Genomic DNA, 18,822 nt, shown 5'->3' on the forward strand with positions numbered 1-18,822 from the left:
GAGTACAACGACGAAGCAATCTCAATGCAAAAATTATGTAATATAAGATTGCTTCACCTTCGGTTCGCAATGACAAAATAAAAAACTATTAATAAAAAGATTTATCTTTGCACCAATAAAATTATGACAATACAAAGAGCACATATCAGTTTAAATCTATGCGATCGCCCTGTAGTAAAGGGATCGTTCGGGTATGAATGGATGATATTGAATGAGGCGAAATGTGCTTGCTTTGAAAATTATTTACTGTAAACTCGTAAAAATTTAATCAAAATACTGCAGAAACGCCTCGATGATCGGGGCGTTTTTTGTGTTTTTAGAGCAGAAATTATTTAGAATGAAAAAAAATAACCATAAAAATGAAAATTATTTAATAACAAATGAACAATTAATAAGAAAATAGAGCGTGATAAGTAACCCGATGAGAGACAGTTATTTAGGTATTTAAGACATCTGCAAAATATTGCGGACGGAAATTCTCAATTCTAAATTTTAATTATAATTAATTGATTTTCAATGATTTAAATGAAAAATAAATTTGCGAGTTAAAAAATTTCATCCTTACTTTGCAACCGAAAATTAAAAGCAACACGTTTTTAATCATTTCAAAAAACTTTTTTAAAACAAGAAAAATAAAATGAAACAATTACATAACATATCTAATTTATCTTCAAGACAACGCAGTGTAGAACCGATGGGGCAAGGATATGCTTGTATTATTCTTCTTGATAGTGAATTTGTGGATAAAAGGTGCTTATATAAATGGGTCAGCTAATGTAGCGACACGTCAAAATATATAAAGCGCCTCCCGAAAAGAGGTGCTTTTTTTATGATTATGGTTTCTTTAGCTTATTTGGTAAAGCGTCGGTTTGTGGCACCGGAGAACAGGGTTCGATCCCCGGAGATACCCAAAAAAGTGAATAGTCAATGATTAATTTTACTTCGTAAGTGAATTGTTAAAATTGATAAGCAAAGCGGATTGACGATTGCCTATTCACAAATTAAAAATAATCTCATAGCTCAATTGGTTGGAGCATCGGTCTGATACGCCGAAGGTTGAAGGTTCGAGTCCTTCTGGGATTACAAAAAATGAATGGTGAATTTTGTTTCACAAGTGAATTTAAAATTAACAAGCAAAGCAAGTTGACAATTCACCGTTCACAAATAAAATCTCATGGCTCAAATGGTTAGAGCACCGATCTTTTAAATCGGGGGTTGAAAGTTCGAATCTTTCTGGGATTACAATGGTCTCGTAACTCAACTGAATAGAGTATGGGTTTTCTAAACCCACAGTTACAGGTTTGAATCCTGTCGAGATCACAAAAGGTCTATTGAGGTAATGGCTAACCTTCCTGACTGTCGCTCAGGCACTGCGAGTTCGATTCTCGCATAGACCGCAAAGATTCACGGAAAATTTCGGATCCGACTGTCTCTCGGAGAAGATTTTTAAAGTGAATCTGCAAAACTGGAAAGATAACGGTGGTTGTTTACCCGTCTTGGACGCGGGAGGTCGCAAGTTCGAATCTTGCTTTCCAGACAATTTGCTCCATTCGTCTAATGGTTTAGGACGGCTGCCTTTCGAGCAGTAGATAAGAGTTCGATTCTCTTATGGAGTGCAAAAATGTGAATAGTCAATAGTGAATTTTAAAAATTGACAAGCAAAGCGGATTGACGATTTACTATTCATCAAATTAAAAACGATTTCGTAGCTCAATGGTTAGAGTATCGGTTTCATAAGCCGAAGGTTGAAGGTTCGAGTCCTTCCGAAATTACAAGAAAAGTGAATGGTCAATAATGAATTTTATTTCATAAGTGAATTTAAAAATTGACAAGTAAAACGAATTGACAATTCACTATTCACACTAAGTTAATTGTTTCAAAAGAGAAAAAGAAAAGGTTTGTCGAGAGCAGAAGATCTTTACGCCAAAAACACGATATAATATAGACAGGCTTTTTCTTAACTCACTTTGAGGCTGGAAGATTGAAGATGGATGATGGAAGTTTTAAACATAATATAAATTTTTAGGTAAAATAAAGTTTGTCAAAGCGCAGGAGTTCTTATATCAAATAAAAATTAAGACAGGCTTTATTTTTTATTAGAAGTTAGATTTTAGAGATTAGAATTTAGAGATGTAATGTTATCTAAAAACTATCAACAATCAACCAACAACTAAAATAAAAACGATGGTTCGCCGAAGTGGAAGAGTCGGGGCGGTCTGCAAAACCGTTGCGTAAGCTGAGTGAGTTTGAAATGTTAAACATTCGTGAATTCAAAATAAAAAATAAAATGGTTATGAACAATCTCATAACCATCTCAAATAACTAAAATGAGATTAGTTCCGAAGAAAAAGAAAAAGTTTGTCGAGCGCAGAAGTTCTTATATCAAACTAAAAATAAAAGACAGGCTTTATTTTTCTTCACAAGAAAGAAATTAGATGTTAAAAATAGGAGGTTAGAAGTATAGTATTATCCAAAAACTAACAACCAAAAAAGGAAGTACGCCGAAGTTGGAGAGTCGGGGCAGACTGTAAATCTGTTGCTTCATTGCTGAGTAGGTCCGAATCCTACTACTTCCACCAACCGCTGATAATGTAATGGCAGCATGCAGGAAATGTACTCTTGTTGTTCAGGTTCGACTCCTGGTCAGTAGTCAAAGAAGTGAAATGTGAATAGTGAATTTACTTCGCAAGTGAATTTTAAAATTGACAGCAAAGCAAATTGACAATTCAGAATTCACACAAAAATGCTCTATTCGTCTAACGGTTCAGGACGCCTGCCTTTCGAGCAGAAAACAAGGGTTCGATTCCCTTATAGAGTACTAGATTTAAATGGAAAGGGAAAAGTTTGTCGAGCGCAGAAGATCTTTACGAATATAACAGGCATAGTTTATAAATATAGACAAGCTTTTCTCAGACCTAATTTTTTATAAATGATGGATGATAAATTATAATTGATGAAAGTATTATGTTTTTAAATCATTTATCTCTAATCAATTATTATTTATAAAAAATTCGCGGGAATGGTGGAAATGGTAGACACACTTGATTTAGGCTCAAGGTTTTGGGGGTTCGGATCCCTCTTTCCGTACAAAATTGCCTCTCTATTCCAATTGGCAGAGAAAACGGCTTTAAACCCCGTAAAGTCCCAGTTCGAATCTGGGGAGAGGTACAAATTATAATTGATAAATCATCAATGATAAAAGTAACAATGGTATCATTTATAACTTATCAATTATAATCCATAAACAAGGAAGAGTAGTGTAGCAGGTCTGCACGTTAGTCTGAAAAACTAAAGGTACAGGTTCGATTCCTGTCTGTTCCACAGAAATATAGTTGATAAGTCATCAATGATAAATGATTAACCCCAAAAAATAAAATCACTCATCATTTATCAATTATAATTAAACTGATTCATAGTGTAATTGGTCAGCACACAAGACTTTGACTCTTGTTGTTCAGGTTCGAGTCCTGATGAATCAACAAAAAATTGCTTCGATGGTGTAATGGTAGCATCTCAGTCTCCAAAACTGATGGTATTGGTTCGGGTCCAATTCGTAGCGCAAGAAAGTGAATGGTCAATCGTGAATTTTGTTTCACAAATAAATTGAAAAAAATTGACAAGCAAAGCGAATTGACTATTCACAATTGACATAATAATTAATAAAAATTTAGACAAAACAAAACATGTAGAAAAAATGGAAACGCAACAACAAACATGGCAGAACATGACGGGAAAAATTTTCCAACATTCTATCACACAGTTGGTAGAAGAAGCCATCATCCGCGAACAGGCAAATGGACATCGACTGAAAGTATGTGTGGGTTCAGATTCCCACGTTTATGGTGATGCCATTAATTATGCTACGGCAGTTGTCTTTATTCGTGAGGGAAAAGGAGCGTTTACCTTTATCAGAAAAGAAAGAGAAATACAGAGTATCAGTATCAAAGAGCGTATGCTGAACGAGGTGAACAAATCCGTGGAAATCGCTTATGCAATTTGCTCTATTCTGGAAACTTATGATGTGGAAATGGAGGTACACGCAGACATTAACACCGACCCGGATTTCAAATCCAACGTCGCTTTAAGAGACGCAATGGGTTATATTCTGGGAATGGGATATGTTTTTAAAGCAAAACCTTACGCATTTGCAAGTTCAAATTGTGCTGATATGATGGTGTGATAAATTTAGCTGGAAGTGGGATGTAGGAAGATGGAAGTTTTTTGAAAACGTAAATTAGTTTCCTTCATCCAGCTTCTAGCCTCCATCTAAAAAATAAAACAATGAAAACAATTTTAATCATCAACGGAGAAAAATATTGGAAAGATTATTTCGGAGGATTTAATGTGGTTCAGAAAAAAGTTCAGACCTCTGAATTTATCGTGAAAGATTCCGAATTGTATGTGATTGATGCAGATGGAGCCTGCAAACCTGATGTGATTTTTTGGAGATTGGGAGCAATAAATCCTGAAGCAAAACACAGAAATATTTTAGAATTAATTGAATATTCTGGAGTTCCTTGTGTGAATTCAGCTTCAACATTACTAATGGGTTACGAAAGATTATCAATGTTAAATCGATTGAAAAAACTGGGATTGCCTGTTGTTGATTTTAATGTAGCAACGAACATAACTCAATTGAAAAATCTGGAAATGCAATTTCCTTTCGTAGTTAAAGTTGGAAATCATCACGGTGGATACGGAAAAAGTTTGGTTTCGAACGAAGAACAATGGGAAGAACTGAAAGATTTACTTTTCATCCACCAAGATTATGTGACGACCGAGAAATTTATTAATTATAAATATGACATTCGTTATTTGGCTATCAATAATAAAGTTTGGGCGATGAAAAGAAAAGGCAAATATTGGAAAGCCAATTCTTTAACTCAAGAATATCAAATCATTGAACCTGAAAAAGAATGGGTGGAAAAAGTAAAGCTGTTACAGGAAAACATCAAAGCAGATATTGTTGCGATAGATGTTCTGGAAGCAGAAAAAGGAGAAAAAGTGATTTTAGAATACAACGATATTCCCGGACTTTCAGGATTTCCTGAAGATGCAAAACTGGAATTGGCGAGTATTGTAAAAAGTAAATAAAAAGAACCTTAAAAACTAGTAAACATGTATTTTTTAGTTCAGGCAAATGTATATTTAGATCCCGATCATTACAAGATTTTTGATGCTTTGGAAGAATTAAATATCGATTACAGTGTAATTAATATTCCTCCAACCGCAGAAAAAATCGATTTCGAAACAGACAGAAAAGATGTTTTCGTGTATGGTTCGGTGACGATTGCAAGATTGGTAAAACAAAATGCAGATTGGTTTCCTGGTTCTTTTTACGGAGGTAATCATTTGTATGAGGTATATTCCAAATATTATGGTAAAAACCTTTTGAATCATAACGTTTCCGTACATAAAATTTCAGAGGATTTGATTTGGAAAAAAGGTGAAATTAAATTCATCAAACCTTACAATGAAGCGAAAATTTTTACAGGAAAAGTTTTCAACGAAACGGAATGGAAAGATTTTGTTTTTGAAGCTTTGGAAAATCAAACCAACAGAATTACGGAAGATTCTTTAGTTCAAATTTCTGAAGCAAAACGAACGATTAAAGAAGCAAGGCTTTGGATTGTTGGCGGACAAATTATCGATGCGGGATATTATAAATTTAATGATAATGCTCCTTTCGAAGAAAAAGTTTCAGAAGATGGTTTGAATTTCGCCAATGAAATGATTGAAGTTTTCAACCTGGAAGAAGCTTTTGTAATGGATATTTGTTTAACTGATGAAGGCTGGAAAATTGTTGAAATAAATTGCATCAACAGTTCCGGATTTTATCCAAATACAAACGTGAAAAGTATTATCAAAGCTTTGAATATTTACTTTTCAAATTAAAAAAATAAACCAATGGAAATAACAAAAAGATTATTATTTCTGGATGATATAAGATATCCGATTGAGGCGTATCATTACACCAAACAGGACATTTTCCTCAGAAAAGATTGGCATATCGTTCGAAATTATGAGCAGTTTGTCAACAGGATTTTGGAAAAAGGACTTCCAGAAATGATCTCTTTTGACCACGACCTTGCTGATCAACATTATTTAAAACCAAACTCTCAAGAATTTGTAGAGAAAACAGGTTACGATTGCGCAAAATGGTTGGTAGAATATTGTATGGATAATTACTTAGACTTACCAAAATTCTATTGCCATTCAATGAATCCTGTTGGAAAGGAAAATATTGAAAGCCTTTTAAAGAATTTCAAAAACTATTAAAAACTAAAAAATGATTTTCAAAACATATAACTCCATAGAAAACGCTTACCAAACCCGCGTGATCGATCAGATCAGGATACAGGGTTTTGGGGATGAGGTTTTCATCGTGCAGGAGAAGGTTCATGGTGCAAATTTCTCTTTCTTCACCGACGGAAAGGAAATTAAGATTGCGAAAAGAACCGCTTTCATCGAAAAAGATGAAAAATTTTTCAATGCACATCAAATTTTAGAACGTTACAGAAAAAATGTAATTGAAGTGTTCGAAAAAGTGAAAACGATGCATCCTGATGTTGAAACCGTAGTGATTTACGGTGAATTGTTCGGAGGTGGTTACAAACATAAAGAAGTAGAACCTGTAAAAGATGCAATTAAAGTTCAAAAAGGTGTTGAATATGCACCTCACAATGAATTTTACGCATTCGATATTAAGTTAAATGGTACAACTTATTTGGATACAGATTTAGTCAACCAAATTTTTGAAGAAACCGGATTTTTCTATGCAAAAATCTTATTTCAAGGAACTTTGGATGAAGCTTTAAATTATCCGAATGTTTTTGATTCTAAAATTCCGGCTTGGTTGGGATTACCTGAAATCGAAAACAATATGTGTGAAGGAACGATTGTTAAAACTTTGAAAACCAAATATTTTGGAAATGGCTCAAGAGTCATTTTGAAAAATAAAAATGAAAAATGGGTTGAAAAATCTAAGGTGGTGAGAAAACAGAATAAAACGGTTCAAAAACAAATCAACTTTAGTGAAAAAGCTCAGAATATTTGGGAAGAAATCCAAAAATATGCAACTGTAAACAGATTGAATAACGTTGTCAGCAAAGTTGGTGAATTCGAACCCAAAATGGTAGGAAAAGTAATCGGTCTTTTTGCTCAAGATATTTTAGAAGATTTTGAAAAAGATTTTCCGGAAGTTTTCAAAACCATAGAAAAAGAAGAACAAAAAAGAATCAACAAAAAGTTGAATTCTTTAGTGATTGATATTGTAAAAGAAGAATTAATTTCAGCAAAAGTTTAGTTTTGATAAGTTGCCGATGAATGAAAATTTTTGTGTTAAAACAGATTAAAAATGAAAAAGATAAGTACATTATTCAAAAAAGATATAAATAATTTAGGAAGAGTTATTAACGAAATTAATCCTGAAAACAACTGGGTTTTTGACGGAAAAGCTGTTGCTACGCAAAAGTTTGATGGTTCTGCATGTGCAGTAATCAACGGTAAATTATACAAAAGATACGATGCAAAGAAAGGAAAAACGGCTCCTGAAGGCGCAATTCCGTGTCAGGAAGCAGATCTTATTACCGGTCATCATCCGCATTGGGTAGAGTGTGATTGTACTAAAAAAGACGATCAATACTTCTGGGAAGGCTTCAATGCTTTGGCCGAATCTGGCAAGGTAGAAGACGGTACTTACGAACTTATCGGTGAGAAAGTACAAGGAAATCCCGAAAATATTAAAGGTCATTTATTGATAAAACATGGACATAATATTCTTAGTTTGGAAAGTTTGGATTTTGAATTCATCAAGAACTTTTTAAGCAATCCTGAGAATAATATGGAAGGTATCGTTTTCCATCATACAGCGGATCATCGTATGTGCAAGATCAGGAAATCTGATTTTGGTATACGTAGAAAAACTTCAAAAGAACTTATTGTTTAAAATAAAGATTAAGTTTCGGTAATCCATTTTATCGAAACTTTTTTACGTGTTAAATTGAACTATAAAGCTAAAAGATTTATTATTTAAACGCTCTCTTTGTCATTCCGTAGGAATCTAGGCAAAGTTTGTAGAAGTAATAAAAAATATACGCTTAGATTCCTACGGAATGACAAACTAAGTGTGATGCGGTTTTATGATAATAAAAAATTAAAAAGAAATGTTACAAGCAGAAATAAAAAGTCTTTTAAAAGAAGACATCAGTATATTAATAAAAGTTCCAAATTCGGCAAAACATTATTTATGTGATTGCGGTGAAGCGAGTTTGCTGACGGTGAAAGAAGTTCAATCCGTTTCAGCGATTTTCATCAGTCATACTCATATTGATCATTTTTCAAATTTTGATGGAATTTTCAGACATCAGATTGGAAGCGGCGAAAAAATTGTTATTTGTGGACCGAAAAATATTCATCAACAAATTGAAGCTAGGTTAAAATCTTACACTTGGAATTTAATTGATGAAAATGCAATTGAATATGAAATCAGAGAAATCGTTTCGAAAGAAGAAATTAATGTCTATAAAATTCGTCCACCACATTGGAATCTTGAATTTGTTAAAACACAAAATTTCCTTTTTGAAGACGAATATGTGAATGTTGATTTTGCTATTCTCGATCACAAAACAGATTCTATCGCTTATTTATTCAAGGAAAAAGATTCGGTGACTTTTAATGAAAACGGTTCTGAATTTAAAAAAGGAAAATGGATCAGTGAATTGAAAACAGCTTTTGAAAACAACGATTCTGACAAAGAAATTCAGATTGAAGAAATCGTTTACAAAGCTTCAGATTTATTTCATTTTTTGACTAAAAACGCAGGTTACAAATTAGGCGTAATTATGGATCATGCCGTTTGTGAAAGTAATTATGAAAAAATCAAAACGGTTTTCAAAAATGCAGATATGGTTTACATCGAAACTTTTTATAAAGATGAAGATCAGGAATTTGCAAAAATCAATTATCACAGTTTCGCATCCGCATCCGGAAAGATTATGAATGAATGTGAAGTAAAAGAAACAATTCCGATTCACTTTTCAAGAAGATATGTCGAAAGCGATAAACTGGAAATTGAAACGGCTTTTTATAAAGCGTTTCGAGGAAATTAATCAAAAATATTTATTAAACTAAAATTAAAAAAACTAAAAATAATCATGCAATTTAAAATACCTTTTCATTTCGATATGGAAACGGCTGATCCTGATGATTCTATGACATTGGCTATTTTGGCTACGCATCCGAAAGTTCATCTGGCAAGCGTTTCTGTACATCCGGGAGGAAAAGATCAGATAGGTTTTGTAAGACGCGTCTTGCAAATTTTGGGTAGGGAAGATATTCGCATTGGATCTGGAATTCCGAAAAATTCAGCCAGTCGGGTTTCGAGTTTTTACCGAAGCTGGGTTGGAAAATTTGAAGACTCAGAAGCAGATGATACTGCAGCAAATATTATGACTGAAACACTTCGTCAATTTCCCGATTGTACTTTATTGACCGGAGCAGCACTTACAAACCCTCATGCTTTTTGGGAAACCGGCGTTTTCTTTGATCGATGGTTTTGCCAAGGCGGTTTTGCAGGGGATAATATTGTTCCGAAAGAAAACCGATTGGAGAAATTTGATGGAAAAATTACCTGTGCGACTTTTAACCTGAACGGAAATCCATTGGCTGCAGAAAAGTTGCTTTCAATACCAATGACTGAAAGACGATTGATTAGTAAAAATGTATGTCACGCTGCGGTTTTTACAAAAAAAGATGCAGAAATGTTGATTCCATTTCGAAATGAAAATAAAGGATTGAAGTTGTTTCTTAAAGCAGTGGAGCTCAAAGAAAAAGCACTTCATGATACCGTGGCAGCTTTATTGGCGATAGATCCTTCAAAAGCAGTTTGGGCAGAAGTTATTCCTTACAGACAGCGCGGTGAGTGGGGTTCAAAGGAAGTACAGGAAAATTCCGGACAGAATTCATCACTGATTACAACTCACATTCCGGATTTAAAAGATCTATGGATGGTGATTAAACCTTAACGAATTAATATTTATTAAACTAAAACTGCAAAAAGTTATTAATTATGCGTTTAATTGTCATTCAGGACGTAACAAAGTGGAGTGAAGAATCTCTAAAAAATTATATTCAGATTCTTCCTTCGTCAGAATGACAACATCATGTAAAATCAGAACTTTTGTAGTTAAAAAACAAACAATTAAAAAAATGAAACCAAATATATTTTTCACAGCAGACCACCATTTTGGTCACGAAAATATTATAAAATTCTCCGAAAGACCTTTTGAGTCTTTGGAACAAATGAATGAAGAACTCATCAATAGATGGAATGAAAGGATCGGCAAGGACGATACTGTTTACCATTTAGGCGATATGAGTTTAGGCAAACCAGATTTCACGAAAGAAATTTTGGATCGCTTAAATGGAAATATTCATTTAATAAAAGGTAATCACGAAGGCGCAGCTCTGACTTATCCTAAACGATTTGCATCCATCAGAGATTATCATGAGCTGAAAATCGATGAACCTGAAAACGGCAACGGCAAACAGAAAATCATCCTTTTTCATTACGCTATGAGAACCTGGAACGGTTCGCATCGTGGAGTTTGGCAACTTTACGGTCATTCACACGGAACATTACCCGATGATGAAATGGCTCTGAGCTTCGATGTCGGCGTAGATTGTCATAATTTTTACCCGATTTCTTACGAAGAAGTCAAAGAATTAATGAAAAAGAAAAAGTGGACTCCACCATTTGCTCCGAGAAATTAAAAAATGCTCCCTTCGGGGAGTTTTTTCTAAATTATTTTTTACTACGTAAATAGAATGCGTACTGACGGTTTTACCTTTGCACAACTTTAGCAGTAGCAGCAATTCTTCTTTAGGGTATTTCTTCCCGCTTCTCCAACGAAAAACCAAATGCAGATGAATGAAAATATGTAGAATAAAATAATAAAAATGAAAACAACCAATGAAATAATCATTATCGATTTGGAAGCCACGTGTTGGGAAAATGACAGAATTCCCGCTGGGCAAAAAACCGATATTATAGAAATAGGAATTTGCGAATTAAACAGAACAACACAAGCAATTTCTAAGAAACAAAGCATTTATGTAATTCCAGAAAGGTCTAAAATTAATAAATTTTGTACAAATCTGACCGGAATTACTCCGCAATTAATTGAAGAAAAAGGAATCTATTTTGAAGAAGCCTGTGAGAAAATCAGAGATGAATATCATTCAAATCAGCTTACTTGGGCAGGTTTTGGAAATTTTGATAAAGAGCAAATCGTAGAACAATGCGATTATCTCGGAATCGAAAATCCTTTTTCAGAAAATTATATCAATGTGATGTATCAATTTAAAAATTATATCGGATTTCATAAAATGATGGGTTTAAAAAGAGCTTTGAATTATATGAACATGGATTTTGAAGGCAATCATCACAGTGGAGCAGACGATGCTTACAACGCCGCCAAAATTTTGAGAGAAATTTTGGGGTGAATTTGGGTTGGAAGTCTGAAGCTGGAGGCTGGAAGTAAATTACGCACTGTAAAAACTTCCATCTTCCCGCATCTATCTTCCAGCCATTAACAATTAAATTTTTAAAACAAATGAAAACAACAGATAATATATTAATTATAGACCTTGAAGCCACGTGTTGGAATGACCGACCGCCGAGAGGTCAGGAAAGCGAAATCATAGAAATCGGAGTTTGCATTATGGATGCAAAAACCGGTAAGATTTCGCAAAATGAGGGAATTTTAGTGAAACCTCAATTTTCAAAAGTGAGTCCGTTTTGTACGGAACTAACTTCTATTACTCAACAAATGCTTGATGATGAAGGCGTTTTGCTGGAAGATGCATTAGATATTCTGAGAGCGGAATATGATTCTGAAGATCTGACCTGGGCAAGTTACGGAAACTATGATTTGAACATGCTTCAAAATCAGGCAAGAAGATTTAATGTCGATTATCCTCTGAGTGACGATCATATCAATGTGAAAACATTATTCGGAGAATTGCATCCGACTGTTCGTAAAAGTGTTGGCATGGCAAGAGCTTTGGGAGAGTTGAATCTCAAGCTTGAAGGTACGCATCACAGAGGTGTGGATGATGCTAAGAATATTGCGAAAATTTTACATTGGTGCTTGCAGAGATAATGTAACAATGTAGCAATTTAGAAATGTAATAATGACTCCCTTTTCAAAAGGGAGTTTTTTTATTTCCGATCCTGTCATTGCGAGGAGCGAAGCGACGAAGCAATCTATTATTTACACTGAGATTGCTTCACTTTCAGTTCGCAATGACAAAAAAAATTAAATAAAAATTTAACAGCGCAAAAACATTGCGCAATTCTATTTTTACTTTGCATCATCAAAATGAAACAACACTAAAATTTTGAAAAACAGATTTTAGTCAAAATATCAGGCAGGTCTTGTTGGGTGTTTCTGTATATCACTATTGCAGAAGAATTTGTTGAGAAACATGATTTCTTTCTGTTCAACTTGGCTTGAAGGTTTGAGGAGTTTGCCAAAAAACTTCTACCATGCGCTATGGGTCGGAGGTTCGAATCCTTCTATTTCCTTCGGGGGAATATAACTCAGTTCGGTTAGAGTAATAGCTTTTTTGATTTGTGGGTTCGAGTCCCACTGCCGATCCGAATAGATTGGTATGGCGAAATTGGTAAACGCACTACATTACGGTTGTAGCTTATGTAAATAGACTCAAAATCTATTTTTTCGAGTTTTGAATATTCTCATTAAAAATATTCATGGAAAAGTCTGGGATTTTTTCAGTTGCTGAATCAACATTTTGAAAAAGCCTGTAAGAAAAGATATTTTCTGAAAATGAAATAGAGACGAAGAATCAATAATTCTTGGATGAATTTTCTAAAAAGGACGATCGTCCGCGTGAGCGATGGTAACGGATATCCTTTTTTGTTTGCAAAAAAGATAGAAGTGAACGTAGCGACCCAAGCTGCTGGTAAAGCCAAGGCGAGGGACACTCCCAAAATCTGAATAGTTAGAAACCGAATTTGAAAAAAAGATTCTAAGCTCAATGAATTTTTCTGAATTGCTTTCCTTCCGCCGTTTTGGAAGAAGAAATTCCGGGTTTTCTTTTTTTAATTAAAAAAATATTAGAACTGATTTTAAATTAACCACAAAAGAGACAAAAGATATTAGAAATGTAATTATTAGATAATCAAAGCTCTCAAAAGAATAAAAATCAAAGATTTTTTAAAAACTGATGTGTGCTTTTTTGCATGTTTAATGATAAACTTTAAAATGAACATCAAAATCTTTGTGCCTTTTGCGGTTAAATAAAAAGTAAAATTAATAACCATTTAAAATATTAAAACGATGATAAAGAATGTACAAATTAAAGCGTATGAGACAGGTTTGGTTTTCAAAAACGGAAACCTGACTGAGATTTTAAGACAAGGTAATTTCTGGATTTTCGGAAATAAATCTGTGGAAATTTATGATATGAAATCTTTGTTTAAATCTAATACCGATCTTAATCTTTTATTGAAAAATGAAAGCCTGAAATCTTTATTGGACGTGGTTGAAGTGAAAGACGGCGAAATCGTTTTGATGTACGAAAACAGAATTTTCAAAGAAGTTCTGAATGTAGGTCAATATGCTTTCTGGAAAGGAATTTTGAATAGAGAATTTCAAAAAATCGACTTGACGAAAGTTGAGATCACCGAGAAAATATCCAAAACAATTCTTGAAAATATGAAGTTGAAAAATTTCGTAAGAAAGTTTGTGGTTACTAATCAATATAAAGGACTTTTGCTGATTGACGGAAAATTAATCAAAGTTCTTGAAGCCGGAACTTATTATTTTTGGAACAATGAAATTTCTATCGATGTAAAATCTGTTGATGTGAGAATGCAGCAAATGGAAATTGCAGGTCAGGAATTGTTGACGAAAGATAAAGCGATGCTTCGTATTAATTTTTATGTACGTTTTCAGGTGGAAAACATCGAAAAAGCGTTGATGGAAAATAAAGAATACGATAAGCAATTATATATTCTGATGCAATTGGCTTTGCGTGAATTCGTTGGAACTTTGACGTTGGATGAATTGCTTGTGAAAAAAGATTCTGTAGGAAAAGAGATCCTTGAAAATCTGGGAAACAAAGCCGAAGAACTAGGTTTAAAAGCTTCTGATGCAGGAATCAGAGACGTGATTTTGACAGGAGAAATGAAAGAAATCATGAATCAGGTTTTGATTGCTGAGAAAAAAGCTCAGGCAAACAGCATCATGAGACGTGAAGAAACTGCTTCCACAAGAAGTTTGCTGAATACAGCGAAACTGATGGAAGAAAACGAAGTCCTTTGGAAGCTGAAAGAAATGGAATATATGGAGAAAATCGCCGATAAAATTGGAGATATCACCGTTTCCGGAAACAGCAACATCGTTTCTCAGTTGAAGGAAATCTTCACGAAATAGAAACTAATAACTTTTATGATAGAGATGGGTTTTGTGAAAGCAAAGCCTGTCTTGCTTTTTAGTAGAAGAGTCCCGAAGGGACGATTTATGATAGAATCGGATGATAATCCGATTAATTAATCAAATGATATGCAACAAAAAGTCAGATTTAAATTTTAAATCTGATTTTTATTTTTTCTCCAACCAATCTTCATAAGAAAGTACACCCAATTCCGGTTTTCCGTCACCTTCCAAAATCGAAATAAATTCTAATTGGTTTCCATCCGGATCATTAAAATAAATTGCTAAAGCGGGCATCCATGCAAAAACCATTGGCTGAAAACTTCCGTCTTTCAGGAAGTTGTAAGGCTTTAAATTTTTATTTTTCAAAAACTCAACGGAATAATTCAGGATATCTTCCTTTTCGGCGGTAAAAGCAAAATGTCTTGTTTGCAAGTTTTCTTTTTGTTCCCACAAACCGAGCATCGATTCTTTATTTTTTCCAATCCATAAAAATGCAATGGGGCGGTTTTCATCTTTATGGGCAAATTCCAATCCCAATACTTTTGTATAAAATTCTATCGCGTTTTCTAAGTTGCTTACTTGTACATGAGTTTCGTATAATCCTTTAATCATCGTTTTAATTTTAATCAAACAAAGCTAGAAAAGAGATTTCTAAAAATATCCAATTAGTAATTTCCTTATTTAAAATGAATGATAGACAAATTGTATTTGGTTGTTTGTTGCTGGTTCAGCGTTATGTTTGTCATTCAGAGCGAAACGAAGTGTAGCGTGGAATCTCAATAATTAAAACCGCTTAGATTCCTACGGAATGACAAACTTTGTGAATATTTATTTTTAAAATTTCTTTATCAGACATAATACAACAAAATTTTTATCAACGATAAAAATCCTTGAGGCTTAAAAACAGCATTAATAAAGAAAAACTTAGCGTCTTAGCGATTTTCCAACAAAAAAATAAAAACTTATTCACAAAAAATTATACTACGCAAAAACATTGCGCAAAACTATCCTTACTTTGCATCAGAAATCAGAGAGGAAGTGATAATCCTCCAAAAATGTTTAACTAAAAAACAGTAACCATGAAATTTAATTTTTTAAGAAAATCAAATAACGTAGTAACTAATTACGAAGGTGCAAAAGCATATACCATGACACCTGCAGAAGAGCTATATAGTGCTGTTGTTACAACAGGATTATCAAACGCAACTTATGAAAAAGGAAATGACAGATTGGCGAGAATCCAGTCTCTGATTCAGAAAAACGATCCTGAATTCGTTGCAAAACTAGCGGTCTATGCAAGAAAAGATATGTATTTGCGTTCGATTCCATTGGTTTTGACGACCGAATTGGCTAAGCAGACTTCCGGTACAGACTTGGTAAGCAGAACAGTTGACGGTGTAATCCAAAGATCAGATGAAATCACAGAACTATTGGCGTATTACCAATTGGCAAACGAAAGAACAGATTTGAAAAAATTGAATAAGCTTTCAAAACAAATCCAAAAAGGTTTGGTAAAATCATTCAACAAATTTGATGAATATCAATTCGCAAAATACAACAGAAAAGCTGAAGTAACTTTGAAAGATGCCTTGTTCTTGGTACACCCAAAAGCAAAAGATGAAAATCAACAAGCAATTTTCAACAAAATCGTAAACGATTCGTTGGAAACTCCATACACTTGGGAAGTTGAACTTTCAGTTTTAGGTCAGACAAAATTTGCCGATGATGCAGAAAGAAAATTGGCTTTCAAAAACAAATGGGAAGAACTGATTTTCAGCAACAAATTGGGTTACATGGCAACATTGCGAAACCTTAGAAATATTTTGGAAGCCAAAGTTTCATCGGATGCGATGTACAAAGTGTGCAATTATTTGTCGGATGAAAAAGCGGTGAGAAACTCAAAACAATTGCCATTCAGATTTTTGTCAGCATATAGAGAATTGAAAACGATCGATTCGCCTTACTTGTCATCAATCCTGGAAGCATTGGAAGATGCTGTGATGGTGAGCGCAAAAAACATCAAAGGTTTTGGCTTCGATACTTCAGTGGTAATCGCCGCAGACGTTTCAGGTTCGATGCAACAACCGGTTTCTCCGAAATCTAAAGTATTGTTGTACGATATTGGTCTGTTGATGTCGATGATGTTGCAGTCACAGTGCAAAAATGTGGTTTCAGGTATGTTTGGTGACACTTGGAAGAGAGTTCCGATGCCTAAAAACGGTATCCTGAGAAACGTTGATGCATTCTATAAAAGAGAAGGTGAAGTTGGTTACTCCACAAACGGTTATTTGGTGATCGAAGATCTACTGAACAGACGTGAAAAAGTGGATAAAGTGATGTTGTTCACCGACACTCAGCTTTGGGATAGCAACGGTGGTAGAAATTCTTTCGAAAATTCGTGGAATCAATACAAAAGTTTCAACCCAAATGCAAAATTGTATATTTTTGATTTGGCTGGTTACGGAAGACAACCGTTGGATGTCAGAAAAAATGATGTATACCTTATCGCAGGTTGGTCCGACAAAATTTTCGATGTATTGAATGCTTTAGAAGACCGAAAATCAGCGGTAGAAATGATAAAAAAAGTAGTGCTGTAAAAGGCACTGCTTTAAAATATAAGCTATAAGTGATAAATGATAAGTGATTTTCAGATTGGATAATTACTTTTATTTAGGAGCTTAATCTCGCTTTCCACTGTATCTTTTGTTCCGCTTTGCTGCACAAAAGGATGCCGTTGCAATCAGGGCTAGGAAGAAGCAGTGCTTTAATTGACGGTTAGTTTGTCATTCAGAACGGAATGAAATGAAGTGAAGAATCTATTTTGAGATTGCTTCGTCACTTTGCTCCTCGCAATGACCTAAAAAGAATAGTAGTAAAAACTGACCTAGGAAATGGAGGCGTTAAGAAAATTTGAAAAAATTCCGTTAAAAAATATCCACTGTTTGAGCAAGCGTTGGAAAAAGCAAGGCGTGAGTTTGGAGATTTTAGGAATTTTTTAAAATTTTTAGCCGGAATTTCCAAGTCTTGAACTTTTGGTTCTTTTGCTTCAAGGCAAAACGAACAAAAACACAAAATATTAAAAAAAATAATTTCAACAACGTAAAAATATTGCGTACTACCACAATAATTTTGCAGTAACAAAAAACAATAACCATAAAAACTCAAAAAAACAATCGATGTCGTAAGAAAAGAATTCCTTCGATTTCCACTTGAACTAGAGTCTTTTCGCGAGATTGCTCGATTTAAACTAACCAATGTCGTTATCTTAAGAGTTCCATCGTCAAACTTCCAATTTGAACAAATTCAAAAAACTCTTATAACTTGTTACTTGGTTTTTAATTAAAAAAATAAACTGCGTAAAAAGAATGCGCATTAGCTAAATAAATTTGTATCAACAAAAACAATAACCATGTATTATTATAAAAAACTTCTTAAAGAAGCACTGTATTGAGGTTAAATACTCAATACTTATGAAAAAATTGAAGTCATTAAGACAAGCTTTTGGAATCAATAAATATGGATTAATTGATTTTCCGAAGAAAATTTCAAATGTCCAGGTTTCCAGAATTATATATGGAATTGATATAGGATGTTCTTATTGTTTTCCACACGGCATTGAAACCATTAATTCAAAAGAAATTAAATTTCAGAAAAATTGGAAAAAATATAGAAAAACCCCATGGAAAAATAAAAAGTAAGTGTCGTAAAATAGAATTTCTTCGTTAAGGAGCGGTTATATAGGTTCGAGTCCTATTCCCGAAAATTCGGGATGGCGTAATTGGTAGCGTGCCGCATGCAAAGTCTCTGTTTGATTTTTTACCTTACTTAAAAATAATCGATGCCGTCAGAAAAGGAATCCTTCGACTTTTAATTGAATATGAGCCTTTTCGCCGTGTTGCTCGATAAAAAAATATATTTAAACATAAAAAATCAAGTGTCGTTTTAGAATCATACTTCGATTGTGGCTCATTAGGTCGCAGGTTCGATTCCTGCCTTCTCTGTTGTAAACGAGATGTAGCTCAGATGGTAGAGCAAATGGTAAAGAAAGGATTCTGCCAATATTACCTTGATTTAATAAAACAAAAGAGTGCCGTAGAAAAGGCTTACTTCGAGTCAGAATTTAGACCTCAAAAATCTAAGGAAAAGTGCAATTTCCTGAAGAATAGTAAGGATCAGGTGCATGTCTGTCTTTTCGCCTTTTGCCTCTTTTTTTGTTAAAAATTTGAAATATATATCAAGTGTCGTAGTATAGAAATGCTTCGTCACGCTTAAGATGTAGGTTCGAATCCTACCAGTAAAAACAGTAGTCTAATGATAAGATGTAAGCCATAAGTATCTGTACGAAAATTACCTTGAT

General features: G+C 33.9%; 15 protein-coding genes and 16 tRNA genes. 30 read left to right on the plus strand and 1 reads right to left on the minus strand.

Annotated elements, in window-relative coordinates; genetic code table 11:
- Window positions 1-843: 843 nt before the first annotated feature.
- The 28 genes from RM51_RS14040 to RM51_RS14155 all read left to right on the plus strand — a co-directional run bounded on the left by RM51_RS14040 (window position 844) and on the right by RM51_RS14155 (window position 14,462).
- Window positions 844-911, plus strand: a tRNA-His gene (locus RM51_RS14040).
- Between the two features lie 98 nt (window positions 912-1,009).
- A tRNA-Ile gene (locus RM51_RS14045) sits at window positions 1,010-1,083 on the plus strand.
- Between the two features lie 85 nt (window positions 1,084-1,168).
- Window positions 1,169-1,242, plus strand: a tRNA-Lys gene (locus RM51_RS14050).
- A gap of 4 nt (window positions 1,243-1,246) precedes the next feature.
- A tRNA-Arg gene (locus RM51_RS14055) sits at window positions 1,247-1,320 on the plus strand.
- Between the two features lie 5 nt (window positions 1,321-1,325).
- Window positions 1,326-1,397: transfer RNA gene (locus RM51_RS19510), tRNA-Asp, on the plus strand.
- 68 nt (window positions 1,398-1,465) lie between these two features.
- A tRNA-Pro gene (locus tag RM51_RS19515) sits at window positions 1,466-1,537 on the plus strand.
- A 6-nt stretch (window positions 1,538-1,543) separates the two neighbouring features.
- A tRNA-Glu gene (locus tag RM51_RS14060) sits at window positions 1,544-1,616 on the plus strand.
- A gap of 83 nt (window positions 1,617-1,699) precedes the next feature.
- A tRNA-Met gene (locus tag RM51_RS14065) sits at window positions 1,700-1,772 on the plus strand.
- Between the two features lie 720 nt (window positions 1,773-2,492).
- Window positions 2,493-2,579 (plus strand) — tRNA-Tyr (locus tag RM51_RS19520).
- 166 nt (window positions 2,580-2,745) lie between these two features.
- Window positions 2,746-2,818: transfer RNA gene (locus RM51_RS14070), tRNA-Glu, on the plus strand.
- Window positions 2,819-3,013: 195 nt separating this feature from the next.
- A tRNA-Leu gene (locus RM51_RS14075) sits at window positions 3,014-3,087 on the plus strand.
- 7 nt (window positions 3,088-3,094) lie between these two features.
- Window positions 3,095-3,168, plus strand: a tRNA-Leu gene (locus tag RM51_RS14080).
- Between the two features lie 80 nt (window positions 3,169-3,248).
- Window positions 3,249-3,321: transfer RNA gene (locus tag RM51_RS14085), tRNA-Phe, on the plus strand.
- Between the two features lie 85 nt (window positions 3,322-3,406).
- Window positions 3,407-3,479, plus strand: a tRNA-Gln gene (locus RM51_RS14090).
- Window positions 3,480-3,488: 9 nt separating this feature from the next.
- Window positions 3,489-3,559 (plus strand) — tRNA-Trp (locus tag RM51_RS14095).
- 135 nt (window positions 3,560-3,694) lie between these two features.
- On the plus strand, window positions 3,695-4,180 hold the full coding sequence (locus RM51_RS14100) for a ribonuclease H-like YkuK family protein (RefSeq protein WP_039370856.1): 486 nt from the start codon (window positions 3,695-3,697) through the stop codon (window positions 4,178-4,180).
- 101 nt (window positions 4,181-4,281) lie between these two features.
- Window positions 4,282-5,094 (plus strand): ATP-grasp domain-containing protein, encoded by an 813-nt coding sequence (locus tag RM51_RS14105; protein WP_039370857.1) that lies wholly within the window; start codon window positions 4,282-4,284, stop codon window positions 5,092-5,094.
- A 24-nt stretch (window positions 5,095-5,118) separates the two neighbouring features.
- Window positions 5,119-5,895, plus strand: a complete 777-nt coding sequence (locus tag RM51_RS14110) for an ATP-grasp domain-containing protein (RefSeq protein ID WP_039370860.1) — start codon at window positions 5,119-5,121, stop codon at window positions 5,893-5,895.
- Between the two features lie 12 nt (window positions 5,896-5,907).
- A complete protein-coding gene (locus tag RM51_RS14115; protein ID WP_039370863.1) occupies window positions 5,908-6,279 on the plus strand; it encodes a cyclic-phosphate processing receiver domain-containing protein in 372 nt (123 codons plus the stop codon).
- 10 nt (window positions 6,280-6,289) lie between these two features.
- Window positions 6,290-7,306, plus strand: a complete 1,017-nt coding sequence (locus tag RM51_RS19165) for an RNA ligase, Rnl2 family (RefSeq protein WP_052248511.1) — start codon at window positions 6,290-6,292, stop codon at window positions 7,304-7,306.
- Window positions 7,307-7,357: 51 nt separating this feature from the next.
- Window positions 7,358-7,948, plus strand: coding sequence for an RNA ligase 1 family protein (locus RM51_RS14125; RefSeq protein ID WP_039370866.1), 591 nt, complete (start codon window positions 7,358-7,360; stop codon window positions 7,946-7,948).
- Window positions 7,949-8,165: 217 nt separating this feature from the next.
- Window positions 8,166-9,110 carry an MBL fold metallo-hydrolase gene (locus RM51_RS14130; protein ID WP_052248512.1) on the plus strand — a complete coding sequence of 315 codons (945 nt, stop codon included), beginning with the start codon at window positions 8,166-8,168 and terminating at the stop codon, window positions 9,108-9,110.
- A gap of 45 nt (window positions 9,111-9,155) precedes the next feature.
- On the plus strand, window positions 9,156-10,025 hold the full coding sequence (locus tag RM51_RS14135; protein ID WP_052248513.1) for a nucleoside hydrolase: 870 nt from the start codon (window positions 9,156-9,158) through the stop codon (window positions 10,023-10,025).
- A gap of 184 nt (window positions 10,026-10,209) precedes the next feature.
- Window positions 10,210-10,773 (plus strand): metallophosphoesterase, encoded by a 564-nt coding sequence (locus tag RM51_RS14140; RefSeq protein WP_039371088.1) that lies wholly within the window; start codon window positions 10,210-10,212, stop codon window positions 10,771-10,773.
- Between the two features lie 186 nt (window positions 10,774-10,959).
- Window positions 10,960-11,505, plus strand: a complete 546-nt coding sequence (locus RM51_RS14145) for a 3'-5' exonuclease (RefSeq protein ID WP_039370869.1) — start codon at window positions 10,960-10,962, stop codon at window positions 11,503-11,505.
- 110 nt (window positions 11,506-11,615) lie between these two features.
- Entirely contained in the window at window positions 11,616-12,164 is a 549-nt protein-coding gene (locus RM51_RS14150; RefSeq protein ID WP_039370872.1) for a 3'-5' exonuclease, read from the plus strand.
- Window positions 12,165-12,594: 430 nt separating this feature from the next.
- Window positions 12,595-12,664, plus strand: a tRNA-OTHER gene (locus RM51_RS19525).
- Window positions 12,665-13,364: 700 nt separating this feature from the next.
- On the plus strand, window positions 13,365-14,462 hold the full coding sequence (locus tag RM51_RS14155; RefSeq protein ID WP_052248514.1) for a slipin family protein: 1,098 nt from the start codon (window positions 13,365-13,367) through the stop codon (window positions 14,460-14,462).
- Window positions 14,463-14,630: 168 nt separating this feature from the next.
- Here the strand turns inward: RM51_RS14155 and RM51_RS14160 are convergent, their stop codons facing one another.
- Window positions 14,631-15,077 carry a VOC family protein gene (locus RM51_RS14160; RefSeq protein ID WP_039370875.1) on the minus strand — a complete coding sequence of 149 codons (447 nt, stop codon included), beginning with the start codon at window positions 15,075-15,077 and terminating at the stop codon, window positions 14,631-14,633.
- A gap of 467 nt (window positions 15,078-15,544) precedes the next feature.
- Here RM51_RS14160 and RM51_RS14165 point away from each other — a divergent pair, with 467 nt between their 5' ends.
- Window positions 15,545-17,062 carry a TROVE domain-containing protein gene (locus tag RM51_RS14165; RefSeq protein WP_039370878.1) on the plus strand — a complete coding sequence of 506 codons (1,518 nt, stop codon included), beginning with the start codon at window positions 15,545-15,547 and terminating at the stop codon, window positions 17,060-17,062.
- 873 nt (window positions 17,063-17,935) lie between these two features.
- On the plus strand, window positions 17,936-18,163 hold the full coding sequence (locus tag RM51_RS14170; protein WP_039370882.1) for a hypothetical protein: 228 nt from the start codon (window positions 17,936-17,938) through the stop codon (window positions 18,161-18,163).
- The last annotated feature ends 659 nt before the right edge of the window (window positions 18,164-18,822 follow it).

Source organism: Chryseobacterium taiwanense, from assembly GCF_000813825.1.
Classification (GTDB): domain Bacteria; phylum Bacteroidota; class Bacteroidia; order Flavobacteriales; family Weeksellaceae; genus Chryseobacterium; species Chryseobacterium taiwanense.

Bases quoted from the DNA above. Each gene is read 5' to 3' on its own strand.
- RM51_RS14125 (WP_039370866.1), top strand. From the start codon at position 7,358: ATGAAAAAGATAAGTACATTATTCAAAAAAGATATAAATAATTTAGGA.
- RM51_RS14150 (WP_039370872.1), top strand. From the start codon at position 11,616: ATGAAAACAACAGATAATATATTAATTATAGACCTTGAAGCCACGTGT.
- RM51_RS14140 (WP_039371088.1), top strand. From the start codon at position 10,210: ATGAAACCAAATATATTTTTCACAGCAGACCACCATTTTGGTCACGAA.
- RM51_RS14135 (WP_052248513.1), top strand. From the start codon at position 9,156: ATGCAATTTAAAATACCTTTTCATTTCGATATGGAAACGGCTGATCCT.
- RM51_RS14145 (WP_039370869.1), top strand. From the start codon at position 10,960: ATGAAAACAACCAATGAAATAATCATTATCGATTTGGAAGCCACGTGT.
- RM51_RS14105 (WP_039370857.1), top strand. From the start codon at position 4,282: ATGAAAACAATTTTAATCATCAACGGAGAAAAATATTGGAAAGATTAT.
- RM51_RS14115 (WP_039370863.1), top strand. From the start codon at position 5,908: ATGGAAATAACAAAAAGATTATTATTTCTGGATGATATAAGATATCCG.
- RM51_RS14160 (WP_039370875.1), bottom strand. From the start codon at position 15,077: ATGATTAAAGGATTATACGAAACTCATGTACAAGTAAGCAACTTAGAA.
- RM51_RS14100 (WP_039370856.1), top strand. From the start codon at position 3,695: ATGGAAACGCAACAACAAACATGGCAGAACATGACGGGAAAAATTTTC.
- RM51_RS14155 (WP_052248514.1), top strand. From the start codon at position 13,365: ATGATAAAGAATGTACAAATTAAAGCGTATGAGACAGGTTTGGTTTTC.
- RM51_RS19165 (WP_052248511.1), top strand. From the start codon at position 6,290: ATGATTTTCAAAACATATAACTCCATAGAAAACGCTTACCAAACCCGC.
- RM51_RS14110 (WP_039370860.1), top strand. From the start codon at position 5,119: ATGTATTTTTTAGTTCAGGCAAATGTATATTTAGATCCCGATCATTAC.
- RM51_RS14170 (WP_039370882.1), top strand. From the start codon at position 17,936: ATGAAAAAATTGAAGTCATTAAGACAAGCTTTTGGAATCAATAAATAT.
- RM51_RS14165 (WP_039370878.1), top strand. From the start codon at position 15,545: ATGAAATTTAATTTTTTAAGAAAATCAAATAACGTAGTAACTAATTAC.
- RM51_RS14130 (WP_052248512.1), top strand. From the start codon at position 8,166: ATGTTACAAGCAGAAATAAAAAGTCTTTTAAAAGAAGACATCAGTATA.